At 55.2% G+C, this 15,741-nt stretch carries 22 protein-coding genes and 1 pseudogene; 2 read left to right on the top strand and 21 right to left on the bottom strand.

What is annotated here, in order from left to right; all coding sequences use genetic code 11:
- Positions 1–151: 151 nt before the first annotated feature.
- The gene (yodD, locus tag ACMGG3_RS10305; RefSeq protein ID WP_008500310.1) at positions 152–379 is read right to left on the bottom strand and encodes a YodD family peroxide/acid resistance protein; all 228 of its coding nucleotides are present in this window, start codon (positions 377–379) and stop codon (positions 152–154) included.
- 129 nt (positions 380–508) lie between these two features.
- Between yodD and dsrB the strand changes: the two genes are divergently transcribed.
- Entirely contained in the window at positions 509–697 is a 189-nt protein-coding gene (gene dsrB / locus ACMGG3_RS10300; protein WP_020883333.1) for a protein DsrB, read from the top strand.
- A 104-nt stretch (positions 698–801) separates the two neighbouring features.
- Here the strand turns inward: dsrB and rcsA are convergent, their stop codons facing one another.
- The 14 genes and pseudogenes from rcsA to fliF all read right to left on the bottom strand — a co-directional run bounded on the left by rcsA (position 802) and on the right by fliF (position 12,342).
- Complete coding sequence (rcsA, locus tag ACMGG3_RS10295; RefSeq protein ID WP_008500313.1) at positions 802–1,425, bottom strand: transcriptional regulator RcsA; 624 nt, start codon at positions 1,423–1,425, stop codon at positions 802–804.
- A gap of 278 nt (positions 1,426–1,703) precedes the next feature.
- A pseudogene (gene fliR, locus ACMGG3_RS10290) lies at positions 1,704–2,505 on the bottom strand (flagellar biosynthetic protein FliR).
- A gap of 7 nt (positions 2,506–2,512) precedes the next feature.
- The gene (gene fliQ / locus ACMGG3_RS10285; RefSeq protein ID WP_008500315.1) at positions 2,513–2,782 is read right to left on the bottom strand and encodes a flagellar biosynthesis protein FliQ; all 270 of its coding nucleotides are present in this window, start codon (positions 2,780–2,782) and stop codon (positions 2,513–2,515) included.
- A 9-nt stretch (positions 2,783–2,791) separates the two neighbouring features.
- Positions 2,792–3,529 (bottom strand): flagellar type III secretion system pore protein FliP, encoded by a 738-nt coding sequence (fliP, locus tag ACMGG3_RS10280; RefSeq protein ID WP_008500316.1) that lies wholly within the window; start codon positions 3,527–3,529, stop codon positions 2,792–2,794.
- Positions 3,529–3,903 carry a flagellar biosynthetic protein FliO gene (fliO, locus tag ACMGG3_RS10275; protein WP_025203802.1) on the bottom strand — a complete coding sequence of 125 codons (375 nt, stop codon included), beginning with the start codon at positions 3,901–3,903 and terminating at the stop codon, positions 3,529–3,531. The genes fliP and fliO overlap by 1 nt, the downstream gene beginning before the upstream one ends.
- A gap of 2 nt (positions 3,904–3,905) precedes the next feature.
- Entirely contained in the window at positions 3,906–4,319 is a 414-nt protein-coding gene (gene fliN, locus ACMGG3_RS10270) for a flagellar motor switch protein FliN (RefSeq protein ID WP_014170738.1), read from the bottom strand.
- Positions 4,316–5,320, bottom strand: coding sequence for a flagellar motor switch protein FliM (gene fliM / locus ACMGG3_RS10265; RefSeq protein WP_014170737.1), 1,005 nt, complete (start codon positions 5,318–5,320; stop codon positions 4,316–4,318). The genes fliN and fliM overlap by 4 nt, the downstream gene beginning before the upstream one ends.
- 4 nt (positions 5,321–5,324) lie before the next feature.
- Positions 5,325–5,795: a flagellar basal body-associated protein FliL gene (fliL, locus tag ACMGG3_RS10260; protein WP_020883336.1), complete on the bottom strand. Its 471-nt coding sequence runs from the start codon at positions 5,793–5,795 to the stop codon at positions 5,325–5,327.
- 106 nt (positions 5,796–5,901) lie between these two features.
- Positions 5,902–7,140: a flagellar hook length control protein FliK gene (gene fliK / locus ACMGG3_RS10255; protein ID WP_414149866.1), complete on the bottom strand. Its 1,239-nt coding sequence runs from the start codon at positions 7,138–7,140 to the stop codon at positions 5,902–5,904.
- Positions 7,137–7,580 carry a flagellar export protein FliJ gene (gene fliJ / locus ACMGG3_RS10250; protein ID WP_014170734.1) on the bottom strand — a complete coding sequence of 148 codons (444 nt, stop codon included), beginning with the start codon at positions 7,578–7,580 and terminating at the stop codon, positions 7,137–7,139. Before fliJ ends, fliK begins: the two co-directional genes overlap by 4 nt.
- A 21-nt stretch (positions 7,581–7,601) precedes the next feature.
- Positions 7,602–8,972 carry a flagellar protein export ATPase FliI gene (gene fliI / locus ACMGG3_RS10245; RefSeq protein WP_025203804.1) on the bottom strand — a complete coding sequence of 457 codons (1,371 nt, stop codon included), beginning with the start codon at positions 8,970–8,972 and terminating at the stop codon, positions 7,602–7,604.
- A complete protein-coding gene (gene fliH / locus ACMGG3_RS10240; RefSeq protein ID WP_032678466.1) occupies positions 8,972–9,679 on the bottom strand; it encodes a flagellar assembly protein FliH in 708 nt (235 codons plus the stop codon). The genes fliI and fliH overlap by 1 nt, the downstream gene beginning before the upstream one ends.
- Positions 9,672–10,670 carry a flagellar motor switch protein FliG gene (gene fliG / locus ACMGG3_RS10235; protein WP_014170730.1) on the bottom strand — a complete coding sequence of 333 codons (999 nt, stop codon included), beginning with the start codon at positions 10,668–10,670 and terminating at the stop codon, positions 9,672–9,674. Before fliG ends, fliH begins: the two co-directional genes overlap by 8 nt.
- Complete coding sequence (gene fliF, locus ACMGG3_RS10230) at positions 10,663–12,342, bottom strand: flagellar basal-body MS-ring/collar protein FliF (protein ID WP_014170729.1); 1,680 nt, start codon at positions 12,340–12,342, stop codon at positions 10,663–10,665. The genes fliG and fliF overlap by 8 nt, the downstream gene beginning before the upstream one ends.
- Positions 12,343–12,570: 228 nt before the next feature.
- Here fliF and fliE point away from each other — a divergent pair, with 228 nt between their 5' ends.
- Entirely contained in the window at positions 12,571–12,882 is a 312-nt protein-coding gene (gene fliE, locus ACMGG3_RS10225; RefSeq protein WP_014170728.1) for a flagellar hook-basal body complex protein FliE, read from the top strand.
- A 26-nt stretch (positions 12,883–12,908) separates the two neighbouring features.
- Here fliE and ACMGG3_RS10220 read toward each other — a convergent pair whose 3' ends face one another.
- From ACMGG3_RS10220 to ACMGG3_RS10195, 6 genes are all read right to left on the bottom strand, one after another.
- Positions 12,909–14,204: a tyrosine-type recombinase/integrase gene (locus ACMGG3_RS10220; protein ID WP_414149865.1), complete on the bottom strand. Its 1,296-nt coding sequence runs from the start codon at positions 14,202–14,204 to the stop codon at positions 12,909–12,911.
- 45 nt (positions 14,205–14,249) lie between these two features.
- Positions 14,250–14,495: an excisionase family protein gene (gene xisR, locus ACMGG3_RS10215; protein WP_025913358.1), complete on the bottom strand. Its 246-nt coding sequence runs from the start codon at positions 14,493–14,495 to the stop codon at positions 14,250–14,252.
- An 8-nt stretch (positions 14,496–14,503) separates the two neighbouring features.
- Positions 14,504–14,704 carry a hypothetical protein gene (locus ACMGG3_RS10210; RefSeq protein WP_063615981.1) on the bottom strand — a complete coding sequence of 67 codons (201 nt, stop codon included), beginning with the start codon at positions 14,702–14,704 and terminating at the stop codon, positions 14,504–14,506.
- Positions 14,705–14,895: 191 nt separating this feature from the next.
- Entirely contained in the window at positions 14,896–15,222 is a 327-nt protein-coding gene (locus ACMGG3_RS10205; RefSeq protein ID WP_414149864.1) for a hypothetical protein, read from the bottom strand.
- Between the two features lie 9 nt (positions 15,223–15,231).
- The gene (locus ACMGG3_RS10200) at positions 15,232–15,471 is read right to left on the bottom strand and encodes a DUF4222 domain-containing protein (protein WP_414149863.1); all 240 of its coding nucleotides are present in this window, start codon (positions 15,469–15,471) and stop codon (positions 15,232–15,234) included.
- Complete coding sequence (locus ACMGG3_RS10195) at positions 15,471–15,692, bottom strand: TraR/DksA family transcriptional regulator (protein ID WP_414149862.1); 222 nt, start codon at positions 15,690–15,692, stop codon at positions 15,471–15,473. The genes ACMGG3_RS10200 and ACMGG3_RS10195 overlap by 1 nt, the downstream gene beginning before the upstream one ends.
- Between the last annotated feature and the right edge of the window lie 49 nt (positions 15,693–15,741).

Here is a 15,741-nt window from a genome sequence, read left to right as displayed (position 1 = left end):
TATTCGCCATGAGAATATATGCTTGTCATACAAAATGGTTGAGGATAGTGTTTTGTGTACATCAGATTTCCTGGTGTAACGAATTTTCAAGTGCTTCTTGCATAAGCAAGTTTTGATCCCGGCCATCCCCATGACCGGGATTTTTTTCGTCCTAACGATTTGCTTCAGACACGCTAAAATCGTGGATATCAAGCTCGAAGGCCTCCGCCAGTTCACGGTAGGTGTGATAATCCCTTCCGTTCACAATGACCCTGTCTGAATTGTCGTCTGAACGACGGACTTCTGACTCACTGATCTCATTGATGGCGGCCAGCAGGGCATCGACATCCACCTCAACCTCGCGTTTGATGGTGTCGCTGTACTCTTTGTCGGTCTTCATTACGGGGTACCTCATTTTGCCGTCTCCAACCGTAAGTATAGACTGCGCACAAAAACGCCATTCACACCGGGCAGCGATGCCAGTTAAGGCGTTTTGTTCTACACTGGCTCAAAACCAGAGGAGGAACGTATGAAGGTCAACGATCGGGTAACCGTTAAAACGGACGGTGGGCCGCGCCGCCCGGGTGTGGTCCTGGCAATTGAAGAGTTTAGTGAAGGCACGATGTACCTGGTATCACTTGAAGACTACCCGCTCGGCATCTGGTTTTTTAACGAACTGGGACACCCGGATGGCATCTTTGTAGAGAAAGCGCAATAGCATGGCGTCGGGTGGCGACTGGCGCGCCCGACACTGTCCACAGAAGCAAAAATCTCTGGCCAGGCCAGAGATCAAAGGTAGGGTGCAAAGGGTTTTTTTAGCGACTAACGCATGTTGACGAAAATCCCGTTCGTCACATTATCGGTGAGGCGTACCACGTGATAGATCACTTGCTTATTATGCGTTTTAATTTTCCTTTTAATATTTCCTTTATGTGACGAAACGGTTTTGGCTTTAATATTCATCTGGTCTGAGATCTGAATAGTCCCTTGCCCTGCCATCCACATTCGCAGCATGCTTGATTCAGTCCTGCTTAATGATAGGGTGGGTAAGTTAACCGCTCCTACATTTTTAACTTCTTTATTCAAATAATCACCCAGAATGTCATCCAGCGACTCTGGTTTAATCGATTTAGAACTGATCAATAAATTTTTACGAACCAACAAATACTCATCGAAATGGATATTCGCGATCGCCATAAAAACAATAAACAGGGTTTTTGGATGCTGATTAATGATTTGCTTAATGTGCTGACTGTTGGCTGGATCGTGAATGAAACAGTCCTCATTAATAAACACCACGCCTGGTTTAAGTTCGTCACAAGCGGCTGCGAGTTCGTCAACGGTGTGTGCATCGTTGATGTCTCTCTTTCTTACCCCTCTGCTTGCCAGGTACCCGGTTAACCCTAGCCGGGTGTAGCTGCATAAATCCATAATGATCGTTGACATGGCATACCCTCACTCAATGCGTAACGATAATTCACCATCTGCCTGAGAGCTCATAACAGCCATACGGGATGGAAAAAATTAATAAACCTGTGAGCATGACAAAGACTTTCAGGCGGACTCACTATCCCGTAAAGTTACGTATAATTTGCCAGGAATCTTCTTAAAGTAAAGTAAATATTAAGTATTGTGAGGTGGTTAGAAACAATTAAACCCCGTCAGATATATCCTGGAAGATGTTTTTCACGTTTTATTTTAGGAATATCCTCAGAAAGACAATATCAACTATGAGGGCTATTATTTACGCGGTAGCTCACTGACAATATCTGCTAACAGATTGAATATCTCGCCGAATAAGTGCTCACAGAAGGGGGCGATAAGGGGCATCAGTAATGACATTAATAAAATACCGACCGTCAGCGTCAGCGGAAAACCAATGACGAACACCGAGAGCTGCGGTGCCATTCGGTTGAGTAAGCCTAAGGCGAGGTTCACGGTCAGCAGCAGGGTGATGATCGGCAGCGCCAGCATCAGGCCATTCAGGAAAACAAGCCCGGCCGCACGCGTAAGCGCCAGAAACGCGTTGCTGTTCACCGGGTTTTCCCCAATCGGCAGCGTATGGAAAGTATCCACCAGCATGGAGATGAGCCACAGATGGCCGTTGAACGACAGGAACAGCAGCATGGCGAGCAGATCGATAATGCGCGCCAGCACCGGCATGTTGAGGTGGCTACCGGGATCCACAAACGTGGCGAATGATAAACCCATTTGCAGGCCAATCAGTTCGCCGGCGGTCCGCACGGCCGCGAAGGCAAGCTGCATGGTAAAGCCTACGGCCACGCCAATCATCACCTGTTGCAGTGCAACCCACACCGCTTTCGCCGAGAAGATCGGAATATCCACGGGCGGGAGAGAAGGGGCGACGATAATGGTGATGATGATGCCCAGCCCCACTTTGACGCGCTTGGGTATCGTTTTCTCACTGAGAATGGGGGCCGTTGTAATCAGCGCCAGGATACGCAGCATCGGCCAGAAATAGACGCCAAGCCATTGAACCCACTGGTCACTGGTGAAGTGCAGCATCGTCGGGTCAGCCGATGATGTACGGCAGATTGGTAAACAGGTTGCGCATATAGTCCAGCAACAGGTTCAGCATCCACGGCCCGGCAACGATAATCGCCACGAACACGGCGATGATTTTTGGGATAAATGACAGCGTCATTTCGTTAATCTGCGTGGCGGCCTGCAGGATACTGATAATCAGACCGGTCACCAGCGCGACAAGCAGTAACGGCGCGGCAACGGCTATCGCGATTTTCATCGCTTCCGTGCCCATCATCATGACCGATTCTGGCGTCATTACGGCTCCTTAACTGTAGAAACTCTGCGCCAGCGAACTGACCAGCAGTTGCCAGCCATCGACCAGGACAAAGAGCATGATCTTAAAGGGCAGGGCAATGGTGGCCGGGGGGACCATCATCATCCCGAGCGCCATCAGAACGCTGGCGATCACCAGATCGATAATCAGGAACGGAATAAAGATGGTAAAGCCAATCTGAAAGGCCGTTTTCAGCTCACTGGTGACATACGCAGGCAGCAGAATACGCATCGGAACGGCTTCCGGTCCCTGAAGCTCGCCGGTATTGGACAGGCGGGCGAAGAGTGCCAGGTCCGCTTCCCGGGTCTGGCGGAGCATAAACTCCCGCAGCGGCTGAGCCCCTTTATCGAGCGCCTCCTGCATGGAGATTTTATCTTCGCTAAACGGCTGGTATGCGTCGGTATAAATCTTGTCGATAACCGGCGACATAATGAAAAAGGTTAAAAACAGCGCCAGACCCAGCAGTACCTGGTTAGGCGGCGCGGACGGGGTGCCCAGCGCATTGCGCAGCAGACCAAAGACGATGATGATTCGGGTGAAACTGGTCATCATCAGCAGGATCGCCGGAATAAACGTCAGCGAGGTGATGAAAACCAGCGTCTGCACCGGCAGCGACCAGCTTTGCCCGCCGCCTGCAAGAGGGGTTGAGACCAGACCGGGCAGTTGCGCGTAAACCGCAGGGGCAAACAGGCCGACGCCCGCAAGCGTAAGGGATAACAAACGGCGCATCAGGATCTCCCGGAACGCTTAAGCAAACTCTTCATGACGGACTGAAAATCCGCAGGGACTTCTGCGCGCTCGTCACCCGTTGCCGGGGCTGGCGGCAGTTTATGCAAGACGTTGATGCTGGAGGCAGTCACGCCCAGCACCAGCCGTGCATCTTCCACATCGACAACGACCACGCGCTCGCGTGGCCCCAGTGTCGTGCTGGCGCTGACCTTCAGACCGCGGGTGCCGGCGGTTTTACCCGCCAGGCCGAAGCGCTTCGCCAGCCATGCGGCGATAAGAATAAAGGCAATAATACCGAGCAACGCGCCACTCACCTGGAGCAGCGGAGAGCCGGGAACGGCAGAGGGCTGTGATATTGTTGCCTGGGTTTTCATGCTTAACGGCTCAGACGACGCATACGTTCAGATGGCGTAATAATGTCGGTGATGCGCACGCCGTATTTATCGGCAACCACCACGACTTCACCCTGGGCAATGAGATAACCGTTGATCAGAATATCCAGCGGTTCGCCGGCGAGACCGTCAAGGGCCACCACGGAACCCTGCGTCAGACGCAGCAGCTCTTTAATGGTCATGCGGGTGCGGCCCAGTTCCACGGTCAGCTTAACCGGGATATCCATAATCAGATCAATATCCTGCAGCGTACCGCTGACATCGCCGCCGCCGAGCTGCTGGAACACAGCATCCGCTGCACTTTTGGCCGGAGTCGTTTTTTGCTCGTTTAACGCGTCAGCCCACAGATCGTCCAGTGCTCCGCTGTTTTCATCGGACGGATTGTTCATGTCACTCATTTGGGCTGTTCCTCATTCAGCGAATTCAATATCGGGTTGATCAAGTGCTCAACGCGTAACGCATACTGACCGTTAATTGTGCCGTACTGACTTGTCAGCACGGGGACACCATCCACATGGGCAATAATGCGGTCGGGTTTTTCTATCGGCAAAACATCGCCGGGTTGTAATTTCAGGATCTGGGATAAGCGCAGCGGGATATCCGCGAAGCTCGCCACCAGCTCAAGCTGAGAATGCTGAACCTGACGCACCAGGTTTTCACGCCAGTTCTGATCTTCGTTGCGTGAGTTCTCCAGCGGCGGGTTGACCAGCAGTTCACGCAGCGGTTCGATCATGCTGAACGGCAGGCAGATGTTGAACTCACCGGTCAGGTTACCGATCTCCACATGGAACGGGGTATTCACGACGATATCGTTCGGGGAGGTGGTGATATTGGTAAATTTCACCTGCATCTCAGAACGTACGTACTCCACTTCCAGCGGGTTAATCGCTTTCCACGCGTCGCTGTAAGATTCCAGCGCCAGCTTCAGCATGCGGTTGATGACGCGCTGCTCGGTGTGGGTAAATTCACGCCCTTCCACTTTGGTTGGGAAACGCCCGTCGCCACCAAACAGGTTATCCACCGCAATGAACACCAGGCTTGGCGAAAACACCACCAGACCTGTGCCGCGCAGCGGTTTCAGGTGGATCAGGTTAAGGTTCGTTGGCACCGGCAGGTTGCGGGCAAACTCATGATACGGCTGAATACGGATCGCACCGACCGTGATATCCGGGCTACGACGCAGCAGGTTAAACAGCCCCATACGGAACTGACGTGCAAAGCGTTCGTTAATGATCTCCAGCGCCTGCAGACGTTCACGTACTACGCGGCGCTGGGTATTGGGATCATAAGGACGAATATCGCTATCGCCGCCAATACCCGGTTGCGGATCATCGTTCTTATCGCTGTCGCCGTTAAGAAGCGCGTCGATTTCTGCCTGAGAAAGAATACTGTCGCCCATGTCGTTACCGCAGTATGAAGGCTGTATACAGAACGTCAGTGACTTCCTGCTTGGGTTGACCGTTTACCAGCGGGGTCGCCAGCGTCTGTTTAATGGCGTCGACCAGCTTTTGCTTACCGTCATCGGTAGCAAGCGTTGAGGCGTCCTGACGAGAGAACAGCAGCAGCAGACGGCTACGCACTTCAGGAAGATAATCATTCAGGCGCGCACGCGTGGCTTCATCTTTCAGGCGTAACGTGATACCCACATACAGCACACGATCCGCATCACCCAGATTCACGGTGAAGGTATCCAGTGGGAAGAATACCGGTGCCGGCGGAGGAGGCGGTTCGGCTTTGGCCGCAGCGGTAGAAGGTTCCTGCTGCATACGCCAGTAACTATAGCCCGCGGTAGCGCAGGCGGCGAGCGTGATTAACACCAGCAGCGGGATCCAGATGGAACGCTTGCTTTTTTTGGTGATCGCGGAGTCAGTCATCTGATACGAGCTTCCTGTTTCGGTACAGCATAATAAGGTGATTATCCCGTGTCCTGCTGTCGTCAAAGCGTGGAAAAGACGGGGATAATCACGCTACCTCTGGCGTTTAGGCAAAGATGTCTACGGCACTGTTGCCACGCGCCGCGGATTGCAGGGCGGCAGGGGCAGGCAGTAACTCATCGCTCTCCTCATTAAAACCGCCGGTATTACCGGAACGTGAAGCCTGTTGCTGCTGTTGAGAGGAGGACTGCTGCTGTCCGGCAAAGCTCTCGCTGCTGACACTGCTTTGCGCGAGCTGAATGCCACTCTCAGCAAGCGACGTGCGCAGGACAGGCAGTGCGGCTTCCAGGGCCGCACGCACGTGGCTGTGCGCCGACACCATTTGCAGCTGTGCCTGGTTATCATCCAGTTTCAGGGTAATCTGGACCTGGCCCAGATCTTCCGGGTGCAGACGCAACTCTGCGGTCTGCTGGCCCTGTTTCGTGAACAACGTAATGTGCTGACTCAGAGATTGCTGCCACTCCTGGGTTCCCAGCGGCTGGCTCAATACCGGTGCCGTGGCAACGGTTGCGGCAGCGTGGCTGGTGACGTTGCTTGAAATGACGGGCGCAAGCGTTGCGGTTGGGGCTGTTGAAGAGGGTGAACTGGCGAGATCCTGCTTCTCAGCGGCGGCGGCCACGATCGGGGTCGCCGGTGCGTTGACCGGTTGAGACGGATCGGCGTTTTGCGCCTGCGCCTGATAAGTCGACGCTTGTTGCGCTTTTTCATGGCCCGCCAGCAGGGTGCTCATGGACTGTTGACCTGCACCATTTTGCGAAAGCGCGGCAGCGTTCAGCGTTGATTTCGCCGTCAGGCCATTGCCTGTCGCGCCAGAGGCCACCGGCGTTGCCGTCTGCTGGTGGGGCAGCATGGCCATCAGCGCGCTCAACCCTGCCAGCTCTTCTTCGCTCAGCTCGCTTTTGCTGTCATCTTGCGTTTTCACCGCGCTCAGGGTCTTCAGGGCATCATCTTTTGAAACCGGCACCAGCCCGGAAACGAGGGTGTCCAGCGGGGTGGCTGCTGTCGGTTCATCGCCTGTCAGGGCTGGTTGACGCGAGAGCAGGTTGGCTATTTTGGCCTGCAGGGTGTTCTCTCCCCCGGCTTCCTGAGCAACTTTTGACAGCTTACTGCCGGCTGCTTTCAGGTCAGCCAGCGTCAGCGGCGCATCGTTGCCTTGGCCTGTTGCGTCCGTCAGGGCGCCTGCCAGCAGAGAAAGAAAGTCTTGTGCACCGTCGGTGCCTTTCCCTGTTTGCATGCCGCCCGACAGGTCGCTGTCGGTCATCAGCAGTTGTTGCAATGTGATCATTCCGGTTTCCTCATTGATGCGCGCTGGGCAAACTCATCCATTTTCTTCTGATCCAGACGGTTTTCCGCCAGGGTCGTTGCCGCGATCTGTCGGTCCTGTAAGGTCTGCCAGGCCTGCAGTCGCTGCTTTTTCTCGCGCCAGAAATTCAGCGCGGTGTCGACTTTCTGGGTCCACTGGTTAAGCTGCTGGCGATGCTGTTCAATCGCCTTTTCCAGCGTCTGAATAAACTGCTGATAGTTAATCCAGCGCTGGCTTCCAATGCCTTGTGTCATATCGGTATTGAGGTTGGTGCGATATTCATGCTGATAGTCGATTAACATCTTCAACTGCTCTTCAGCCTGCTGGCACCCGCGTCGCATTGCGCCAAGCTGCAATGCGGCATCATCAACTTCTTTCTCAGCCAGATCTTTCAGCGTTGATAACGCGCTGTTTTGCGCCATGACCTTCGCCCTCCACCTGTGTTACACCTGCGGGAAAATCAGATCCAGTGCCTGGAGTGAGTCTTCCCAGTCGGCGCGTTCAAAAATACCTTGTTGCAAAAACGCCTCCAGCTGCGGCCACAGGCTAATCGCTTTGTCGAGCATCGGGTCGCTGCCTTTGGCATACGCCCCCACGCTCACCAGATCGCGGTTGCGCTGGAAGCTGGAGAGGAGTTGTTTGAAGTTACGCACGCGGGCGTAGTGCTTCTCTGTGATCAATGCCGTCATTGCACGGCTGATTGATGCTTCGATATCAATTGCCGGGTAGTGGCCGGCTTCGGCCAGACGGCGCGATAACACAATATGACCGTCGAGGATCGCACGCGCGGAGTCGGCAATCGGGTCCTGCTGGTCATCGCCTTCGGTCAGAACCGTATAAAAAGCGGTGATTGAGCCGCCGCCGCTGATGCCGTTTCCTGCACGTTCGACCAGCGCCGGGAGCTTGGCAAAGACCGAAGGCGGATAACCTTTGGTCGCCGGAGGTTCTCCGATGGCGAGAGCGATTTCACGCTGCGCCATCGCATAGCGGGTCAGGGAGTCCATAATCAGCAGCACGTGCTGGCCGCGGTCACGGAAATCTTCCGCGATACGGGTGGCATACGCAGCACCCTGCATACGCAGTAACGGTGAGACATCCGCCGGTGCGGCGATGACCACCGAGCGGGCACGGCCTTCTGCACCGAGAATGTTTTCAATAAAGTCTTTTACTTCGCGACCACGTTCACCGATCAGACCCACGACGATGACATCGGCCTGGGTGTAGCGTGCCATCATGCCAAGCAGGACGGATTTGCCCACTCCTGAGCCGGCAAACAGGCCCATACGCTGCCCGCGGCCTACGGTCAGCAGGGCGTTAATCGGGCGTACGCCGGTGTCGAGGACATGTTCGATGGCGGTACGCTGAAGGGGGTTAAACGGCTGGGTGATCAGCGCGCCGGTTTCGGTGGTGTCCGGCGAGGGCAGACCGTCCAGCGGTTTACCGCTTCCGTCCAGTACGCGGCCAAGCAGGGCAGGGCCAAGCGGGAGCTGTTTCCCGCTTTGCAGTCCATCGCCGCTGATGTTTTTCGCATACACGCGCGCACCGGGCAGAATGCCTTCAACTTCTTCAAGGGGCATCAGGAACAGGCGTTGGCCGTTAAAACCGACGACTTCGCTCTCAACTTCACGCGTCTCTTGTCCATCCTGACGCTCAATCACGCAGGTAGCTCCCAGCGGAAGCTGCAGGCCAGTAGCTTCCAGCACCAGGCCGGTGGCACGCGTGAGTCGTCCGTAACGGCGAACGGACGGCAGCTGCGTCATCTTCGCTTCAAAATTATCGAGCGTGTTGAGCCAGCGGGTGAGGCGTGCAGTCATCAGACGACTCCCGGTGCTGCCAGGCGGCACAGTTCCTGCCAGCGGGTCGCAACGCTGGCATCCAGGTCACCTTCATCGGCAGAGACCTTGCAGCCTCCGTGATGCAGCGACGGGTCGCCGCGCAGACGCCAGCCGTGCAGGCTCAGCGTCGCGCCCAGACTCTCTTCCACGCGCTGGAGGTCGTCCGGATGCACGCGCAGCTGCGGTTTCCCACTGAACAGCGGCTCCTGCTGAAGCAGGCCCTGAATTTGTTTAATCAGCGCGGTGTTGTCCACCGCCGGCGCGTGGCCGATCACCTGACGGGCGGCTTCCAGCGCCATCTGCATCAGCCTTGAGGCAATGACGCTGTCCAGCGCATCCAGCGTGTGCTGAAACTCGCTGACCAGCTGCTGCATACGGGCGTGAAGCGGAGCCTGTTGCTGGCGCGCCTGTTCAATGCCGTGTTCTAACCCTTTGGCCAGACCTTCCTGATACCCCTGATCGTGGCCTTTCTGGCGTCCTTCGTTCAGGCCAGCCGTGTAGCCCTGCTCATGGGCCTGCATCTGCAACTGGGCCAGCATCTGCGCGCGCTGCTCTTCTTCGCTCAGCTCAGGCTGCTCGACATCCGGGTCGCCCTCTTCGGGCGACAGCACGGCGGGTGTGAACTCTGACAGGGGAGGCGCCAGATCGTCGGGCGTCCAGCGCTTCCACGGCAGTTCATTAGACATAGGTGTCGTCTCCGCTGCCAATCACCATCTCGCCGGTTTCCGCCAGACGACGAACGATAAGCAGGATGGCTTTCTGTTCGTTTTCCACCTGAGACAGACGGACCGGGCCACGGTTGGCAAGGTCGTCGCGCAGGATATCTGCCGCACGCTGAGACATGTTGCGCAGGAACTTCTCGCGCAGCGGCTGCTCGGCACCTTTGAGGGCGATAAGCAGCGACTCGGAATCCACTTCCTGGAGCAGGCGCTGGATGCTGCGATCGTCCACTTCGACCAGGTTTTCGAACAGGAACATCTCGTCGATAATTTTCTGTGCCAGCTCGCCGTCGAATTCGCGAACGGCGGTAATGACCGCTTCTTCCTGCTGCGTTTTCATCAGGTTGATGATCTCTGCCGCCGTTCTCACGCCGCCCATTTTGCTGCGCTTGAGGTTCTGGCCATCGAGCAGGTTGTTCAGCACTTCGGTCAGCTCCGCCAGCGCGGCTGGCTGGACACCACCGAAGGTCGCGATACGCAGCATCACATCGTGACGCAGGCGCTCTTCGAACAACGCCAGAATATCGGCCGCCTGGCCACGTTTGAGGTGGACAAGAATGGTGGCGATAATCTGCGGGTGCTCGTCGCGGATAAGGTCGGCGGCACTCTGCGGCTCCATAAAGTTGAGCGTCTCAATACCGCTGGCGGTATCGCGCGTTTCCAGAATGTCTTCCAGCAGGCTGGCAGCACGCTCTTCGCCCAGCGCCTTGACCAGCACGGAGCGCAGATAGTCGTTGGCGTTGACGTTGAGCGCAGCAAACTGTTCGGCTTCCTGCTCAAATTCAGACAGCACTTCCGTCAGTTGTTTGTTAGAGATCTGGCGTACGTTTGCCATAGCCGCACTGAGAATCTGTACTTCGCGCTGGGAGAGGTGTTTGAACACCTCGGCCGCACGGTCTTCGCCAATGGTCATCAGCAGGATGACGCTTTTATCGGTGCCTGAAAGCGTGTTACTCATGTTCGTTACCCATCCACTGGCGGATGACCAGCGCCACGACGCGCGGATCGTTATCTGACATTTCGCGAATGCGCTGGCTCATGACCTCGGCGCCCATACGCTGGTTAGCACGGCGTTGCTGCATCTGTTCGTCTTTGCTGAGGCGAACTTCAACCGCATCTTCCACTTCCTGGCGGGTACTGACCTGTTCGCGCGCCGCTTTTTCAGCTTCAGCACGACGCTGGAGCTGAGGACGAATGCCCTTACGCCACAGCAGCCACGCGACAATCAGAACCAGCAGCCAGCGACCTGCGGACAGCAGCTGATCGATAAACGCCTGCTGTTGCCAGAACGGCAGTTCGCCACCTGACTCTTCAACCGAGTTGAACGGTGAGTTCACCACGTTGAGCGTGTCGCCGCGCTTCTCGGAGTAACCCATCGCTTCACGGGTCAGGTCTTCAATCTGTTTCATCTGCTCGGCGGTCAACGGCAACGGTTTGCCATCCGCCAGCGTTTTGTAGTTCACCACCACCGCAACCGACAGACGCTGTACATCGCCCACGTTCAGTTTGGTGTGGCGGATAGTACGGTCCACTTCGTAGTTGGTGGTTTCGTTACGACTGCTGGTACGCGGACCGGCGGTGCTGGCTGTTGATGTGGTCTGCTGATTCGTTTGCTGACCGTTCTGCTGATTAGCCGGTGGCGTTGAGATTGGTGCCGCGTTAGCCGGTGCTGGCTGGTTAGACAATGCGCCTGGCACACCGCCTGGGTATGCGCCGCCAACCTGTTCGTTTTCATTGACCTGACGAGAGCGCATTACCGCCTGAGCCGGGTTGCCATTCGGGCTGTATTGCTCTTCGGTCTGTTCTTTATTAGAGAAGTCAATCTGCGCGGTAACCTGCGCATGCACGTTGCTGTTACCGACGACCGGGCCAAGGATGGCTTCGATGCGGCGCTGCACGCGACCTTCCACATCCGCGGCATATTTCAACTGCGCGTCATTCAGATCGCGGCCTGCGGTATTGGACTGGGTCAGCAGATGACCACTTTGATCAACCAGCGTCACGTTACCCGGCGGGAGACCGGCAACGGCGCTGGAGACCAGATGGGTCACCGCGCTGATTTGTCCTTCATCCATTGCACGGCCAGGCTGGAGGTTAACGGTGACGGAGGCCGACGGGGATTTCTGCTCGCGGACAAACAGGGAGGGTTTAGGCATGGCCAGGTGCACACGTGCACTCTTCACCGGACCCAATGTTTCAATCGTACGGGCCAGCTCACCTTCCAGCGCACGCTGGTAGTTCACCTGCTCGCTGAACTGACTGATACCGAATTTTTCCTGATCCAACAGTTCAAAACCTACCGCACCGCCCTTTGGCAGTCCCTGTTGCGCCAGGCGCAGACGAAGTTCGTGCACCTTATCAGCCGGTACCTCCAGCGCACCGCCGTTATCCGCAAAGCGATAAGGGATGTTCATCTGGGTAAGCTGGGTGACGATGGCACCGCCATCCTGATCGGAAAGGTTACTGTAAAGCGTGCGGTAATCAGGGCTTTTCGCCCACAAGACCATCGCTACAAGGATCGCAATTGCGGCAGCGCCTGCCACGATCAACGGGATTTTAGGATTCGCGCGAAGGCGGTTCATCCACTCGAGTGATTTATTTTGTGGCGCTGTCGATGCTGTTGCACTCATTGCGCACCTCTTAAATCCTGGTGGTTTACGTTATTCGTGTAGAGAAACAAAACTGACTCCCGGGTCGGCAAACACGACAAAAGTTCCATATTGATGGCCCTGCCATTATTTGATGATTCAGGATTTTCTATGCGTCAAATAACCTGGTTTTTTCACGCTATTTACCGCCATTATCTTATTGACAAGCTGTTAGTCTTGACCCCGTAAAAAACCATTCAGGGGAGAGTCATGGCTATACAGGGTATTGAAGGGGTGATCAGTCAGTTGCAGGCAACGGCGATGACGGCCCGTAATCAGAATGTGGCAGAACAACCGAGCATCAGTTTTGCAGGACAACTGCATGCCGCGCTTGACCGTATCAGCGATACCCAGACCGCCGCTCGTACTCAGGCGGAGAAGTTCACCCTCGGCGAGCCGGGCGTGGCACTGAATGATGTGATGACCGATTTGCAAAAAGCCTCGGTTTCCCTGCAGATGGGGATTCAGGTGCGTAACAAGCTTGTGTCTGCTTATCAGGAAGTGATGGGCATGCAGGTTTAGGTTGTTTAACCTAATGATATTTATAATTAATAATCATCCGATCCCACTGCGTGGGGCATGGATGGGGCAAACTCACTCAATTTCTGGTTGAGGATGAGTACCTGGTCCTGGTTATTTTCAGCCATCCAGGATCCGTACACCCGGTAGACCATTTGTGCGTCGGTGTGGCCCATTTGCTTCGCGATGAAGTTCGGGTTAGCACCGGCGGCCAACGACCAGCATGCATACGTGTGTCGGGACTGGTATGCTCTGCGATAGCGAATCCCGGCGCGTCGCATTGCTGCCTCCCACGACTGGTTGATCGACCCCACCGCGTAATGATGCCCAGCACGGCCATTGCGCAATCCTTTTTGTGGGTTAAACACGAATGTGCACGGATGCACTTCTGTGCGACCAAACTCACGCAGTTTCACCTCTAACTGATACTGCTTACCCAGGCGTGTTAGTTCGGCCTGGTTCTTCAGCACGTCAATAGCTGGCTGAATAAGGTTGATGATGCGGTTTGTCCCGGCCTCGGTTTTCGGAAGGGTAAACTCCTTCGTCAACGTGTGGTTTCGGCGGATCATCATCGTTCCTGCTTTCAGGTCGATATCTTCCCAGGCCAGCGACACCAGTTCACCGTGGCGCACGCCGGTGTACACAGCCAGCGACCACATATTTTTCAGCTGCTGGTGACTGCAGGCGTTAATCAGCCTGACAAACTCGTCGCGGGTGAGCGGATCAGGCTCGCAACGAGAACGCTTGAGAAGGGCGATCCCGGTGAACGGGCTAACCTTCACATAACCACTTTCAGCAGCGAACTTGAACATGCCAGCCATGGTCTTCATGTAATTGTTGACCGTTCTGACTGTGCGGCCCTTAACCGGTGTTTTGTGTCCAGCTTTCAACGTCTGATACCCGGTCAGCAGTTCCTTTCTGATAAACAGCAAATCTTCCTGTGTTACTGCAGATACAAGCCTGTCACCGCCGATCCTCGGCACCATATTGCGCGTTATAGATGTATAGCGTGCCATCGCGTTGGTGCTGATCTCCATACGCTTCAGTTCAAGCCACTTGTTCGCCAGTTCGAGCACGGTGATCTCCTTGCTCTCCACCCCAAACCTTCTCAAGTTCGGCGAGTCAGGGAACTGTGCGGCATAGTTGAAGTTGCCTGTCTTTATAGCGAAGCACACCGACGCACGTAACTCGCCAGCTACTTTTCTGTTTTTGGGTGTATCTGGCACGCCGAGGCTTTCGCGTACACGGCTTCCTTTATAGATGAACCATATGCGGAGCGTTCCGCCGTGGTTCTCCACGCCTGTTGGGTATGCTGACTTAGCCATTATTCCCTCCTGACGTCCAAGAGCCCGCTAAGCATAAACGGATCCTCATTGACGCGCACCTGGCTGTTTCTTTTTGAGGCTTTCAACCCACTGATCGATGGCTTTGTGGTTATACAAGCACTCGCTGTTTTCCTTTGGGATGCTGTCAGGCGACATGTGGACGTACTCCCTTCCACACAGCCAACTTTTCTTGCGGGCCCGCGCTATCGTTCCCGGGCGAAGCCCTGTCATTTTCACAAGCAGGTCTTCTGTCACCCACTCGCTGGGCACGATTTGAATGATTTCGCTCATGATCGCTCCTATGACATCGTTTTATAAAACTGCGGCTGGTCTGGAGTGGCCGCGCGCAGTTCGTATTCGTAGTGGATCTGGTAAGTGCCGCCATCCCATGCAACATAAACCCGCGCCTTATCGTTTTCCGGTTCCAGCAGGCTTTCGACTATCCCAGTCAGTCCGCCGGTCTTCTTCTGGACTATTGCGCCCACATTAAAAGCAGCCATTGCACACCTTCCGGTTCGTGAAAAAATGAGATGAGAGCGCCCAGTGCGATAAGCGCGCCGATAAACTTAAGTACGGGGTTTGATTGCATGGTGAACTCCCAAAAAGAAGCCCGGCGCGGAGCCGGGCAAAAGGGATAACGGAGCAGTGCTTTCGCACCCAATAGCCAGCTCATAACTGGCTATCAGTTGCGTCACATGATGAATCCGGTCACCACAACCATTTCGATGCGGCCCTCATAAACAAGGATTGGTTCGCCAGTATCTACAGCTGAACCATCCCACTTACCCACTTCTTCATGAGCAAGACCGCACTCAGTCGCCGCTTCCGCTGAATAGTTATTAGGCGATCCGAGTCGAAGGTTTACGCGTGAGATTGCATTCTCAATGTCCTCGTTATCCACCGAATTAATGTAATTTCCATGCGATAGCCGCAAGTCCTTCAAATCTTCTTCGTTTGCTTCAACGATAAAAAGGTCAGTAGTTTCGGGAATATTTTCAAAAACTATCAGTACTTTCATGCTCTCTCCTCATGCCGCACGCTGGGCGCGCAGCGATTTAATGTGCTCGCTAGTCTCAAGTTCGGCGCGTATATGTGCCGCCTCACGGTGATCGAGGTGTTCGAAATCGTTATTAAAGCGGTCGATTGAAGCGGTGTTGATCCGGCCCTGTCGCCAGTAGCGGACTATCTGAGATGTGCAGCTGTGGATGATGACGGGCCAACCGTGCTGGTCAGCGTAAATCTGACCCCGTTGAATGAGTGCAAACATCACGCACCTCGCTGCTTCTTCCTCAATTCGATAACACCCTGGCACTCCGCGCACGTCTGGCAGCCGGGAACAGCAGCGCGCCGCGGAGCCGGGATATCCTCGCCGCATTCAGCGCAATGCTCAGCTGATACGGCGTTGCGGTTGATGCGGTGAGCGGCAATAGCCATGTCGATGCGCTGCTGTGTAAGCTCGTTGGCTTGGTCGATGATTTCAGCGGTCATGAGAATCTCTCTTGATATATGCGATAGGGATGTAAGTGCATTCATATCC

This window comes from Enterobacter sp. BNK-18, assembly GCF_047456135.1.
In the GTDB taxonomy this organism is placed as follows: Bacteria; Pseudomonadota; Gammaproteobacteria; order Enterobacterales; family Enterobacteriaceae; genus Enterobacter; species Enterobacter ludwigii.
The sequence above is the reverse complement of the archived record's forward strand: the minus strand, read 5'-3'. Positions and strand labels throughout refer to the sequence as shown.

Coding starts and splice junctions, on each gene's coding strand:
- fliK (WP_414149866.1), bottom strand. CDS start 7,140: ATGATCACATTGCAACAACTGCTGATGACCGACAGCGACCTGTCGGGC.
- fliG (WP_014170730.1), bottom strand. CDS start 10,670: ATGAGTAACACGCTTTCAGGCACCGATAAAAGCGTCATCCTGCTGATG.
- dsrB (WP_020883333.1), top strand. CDS start 509: ATGAAGGTCAACGATCGGGTAACCGTTAAAACGGACGGTGGGCCGCGC.
- fliM (WP_014170737.1), bottom strand. CDS start 5,320: ATGGGCGACAGTATTCTTTCTCAGGCAGAAATCGACGCGCTTCTTAAC.
- fliH (WP_032678466.1), bottom strand. CDS start 9,679: ATGTCTAATGAACTGCCGTGGAAGCGCTGGACGCCCGACGATCTGGCG.
- fliQ (WP_008500315.1), bottom strand. CDS start 2,782: ATGACGCCAGAATCGGTCATGATGATGGGCACGGAAGCGATGAAAATC.
- ACMGG3_RS10210 (WP_063615981.1), bottom strand. CDS start 14,704: ATGGCTGCTTTTAATGTGGGCGCAATAGTCCAGAAGAAGACCGGCGGA.
- ACMGG3_RS10205 (WP_414149864.1), bottom strand. CDS start 15,222: ATGAAAGTACTGATAGTTTTTGAAAATATTCCCGAAACTACTGACCTT.
- ACMGG3_RS10195 (WP_414149862.1), bottom strand. CDS start 15,692: ATGACCGCTGAAATCATCGACCAAGCCAACGAGCTTACACAGCAGCGC.
- ACMGG3_RS10220 (WP_414149865.1), bottom strand. CDS start 14,204: ATGGCTAAGTCAGCATACCCAACAGGCGTGGAGAACCACGGCGGAACG.
- fliJ (WP_014170734.1), bottom strand. CDS start 7,580: ATGGCGCAAAACAGCGCGTTATCAACGCTGAAAGATCTGGCTGAGAAA.
- fliF (WP_014170729.1), bottom strand. CDS start 12,342: ATGAGTGCAACAGCATCGACAGCGCCACAAAATAAATCACTCGAGTGG.
- rcsA (WP_008500313.1), bottom strand. CDS start 1,425: ATGTCAACGATCATTATGGATTTATGCAGCTACACCCGGCTAGGGTTA.
- fliP (WP_008500316.1), bottom strand. CDS start 3,529: ATGCGCCGTTTGTTATCCCTTACGCTTGCGGGCGTCGGCCTGTTTGCC.
- fliI (WP_025203804.1), bottom strand. CDS start 8,972: ATGACTGCACGCCTCACCCGCTGGCTCAACACGCTCGATAATTTTGAA.
- fliE (WP_014170728.1), top strand. CDS start 12,571: ATGGCTATACAGGGTATTGAAGGGGTGATCAGTCAGTTGCAGGCAACG.
- fliN (WP_014170738.1), bottom strand. CDS start 4,319: ATGAGTGACATGAACAATCCGTCCGATGAAAACAGCGGAGCACTGGAC.
- yodD (WP_008500310.1), bottom strand. CDS start 379: ATGAAGACCGACAAAGAGTACAGCGACACCATCAAACGCGAGGTTGAG.
- xisR (WP_025913358.1), bottom strand. CDS start 14,495: ATGAGCGAAATCATTCAAATCGTGCCCAGCGAGTGGGTGACAGAAGAC.
- fliL (WP_020883336.1), bottom strand. CDS start 5,795: ATGACTGACTCCGCGATCACCAAAAAAAGCAAGCGTTCCATCTGGATC.
- ACMGG3_RS10200 (WP_414149863.1), bottom strand. CDS start 15,471: ATGTTTGCACTCATTCAACGGGGTCAGATTTACGCTGACCAGCACGGT.
- fliO (WP_025203802.1), bottom strand. CDS start 3,903: ATGAAAACCCAGGCAACAATATCACAGCCCTCTGCCGTTCCCGGCTCT.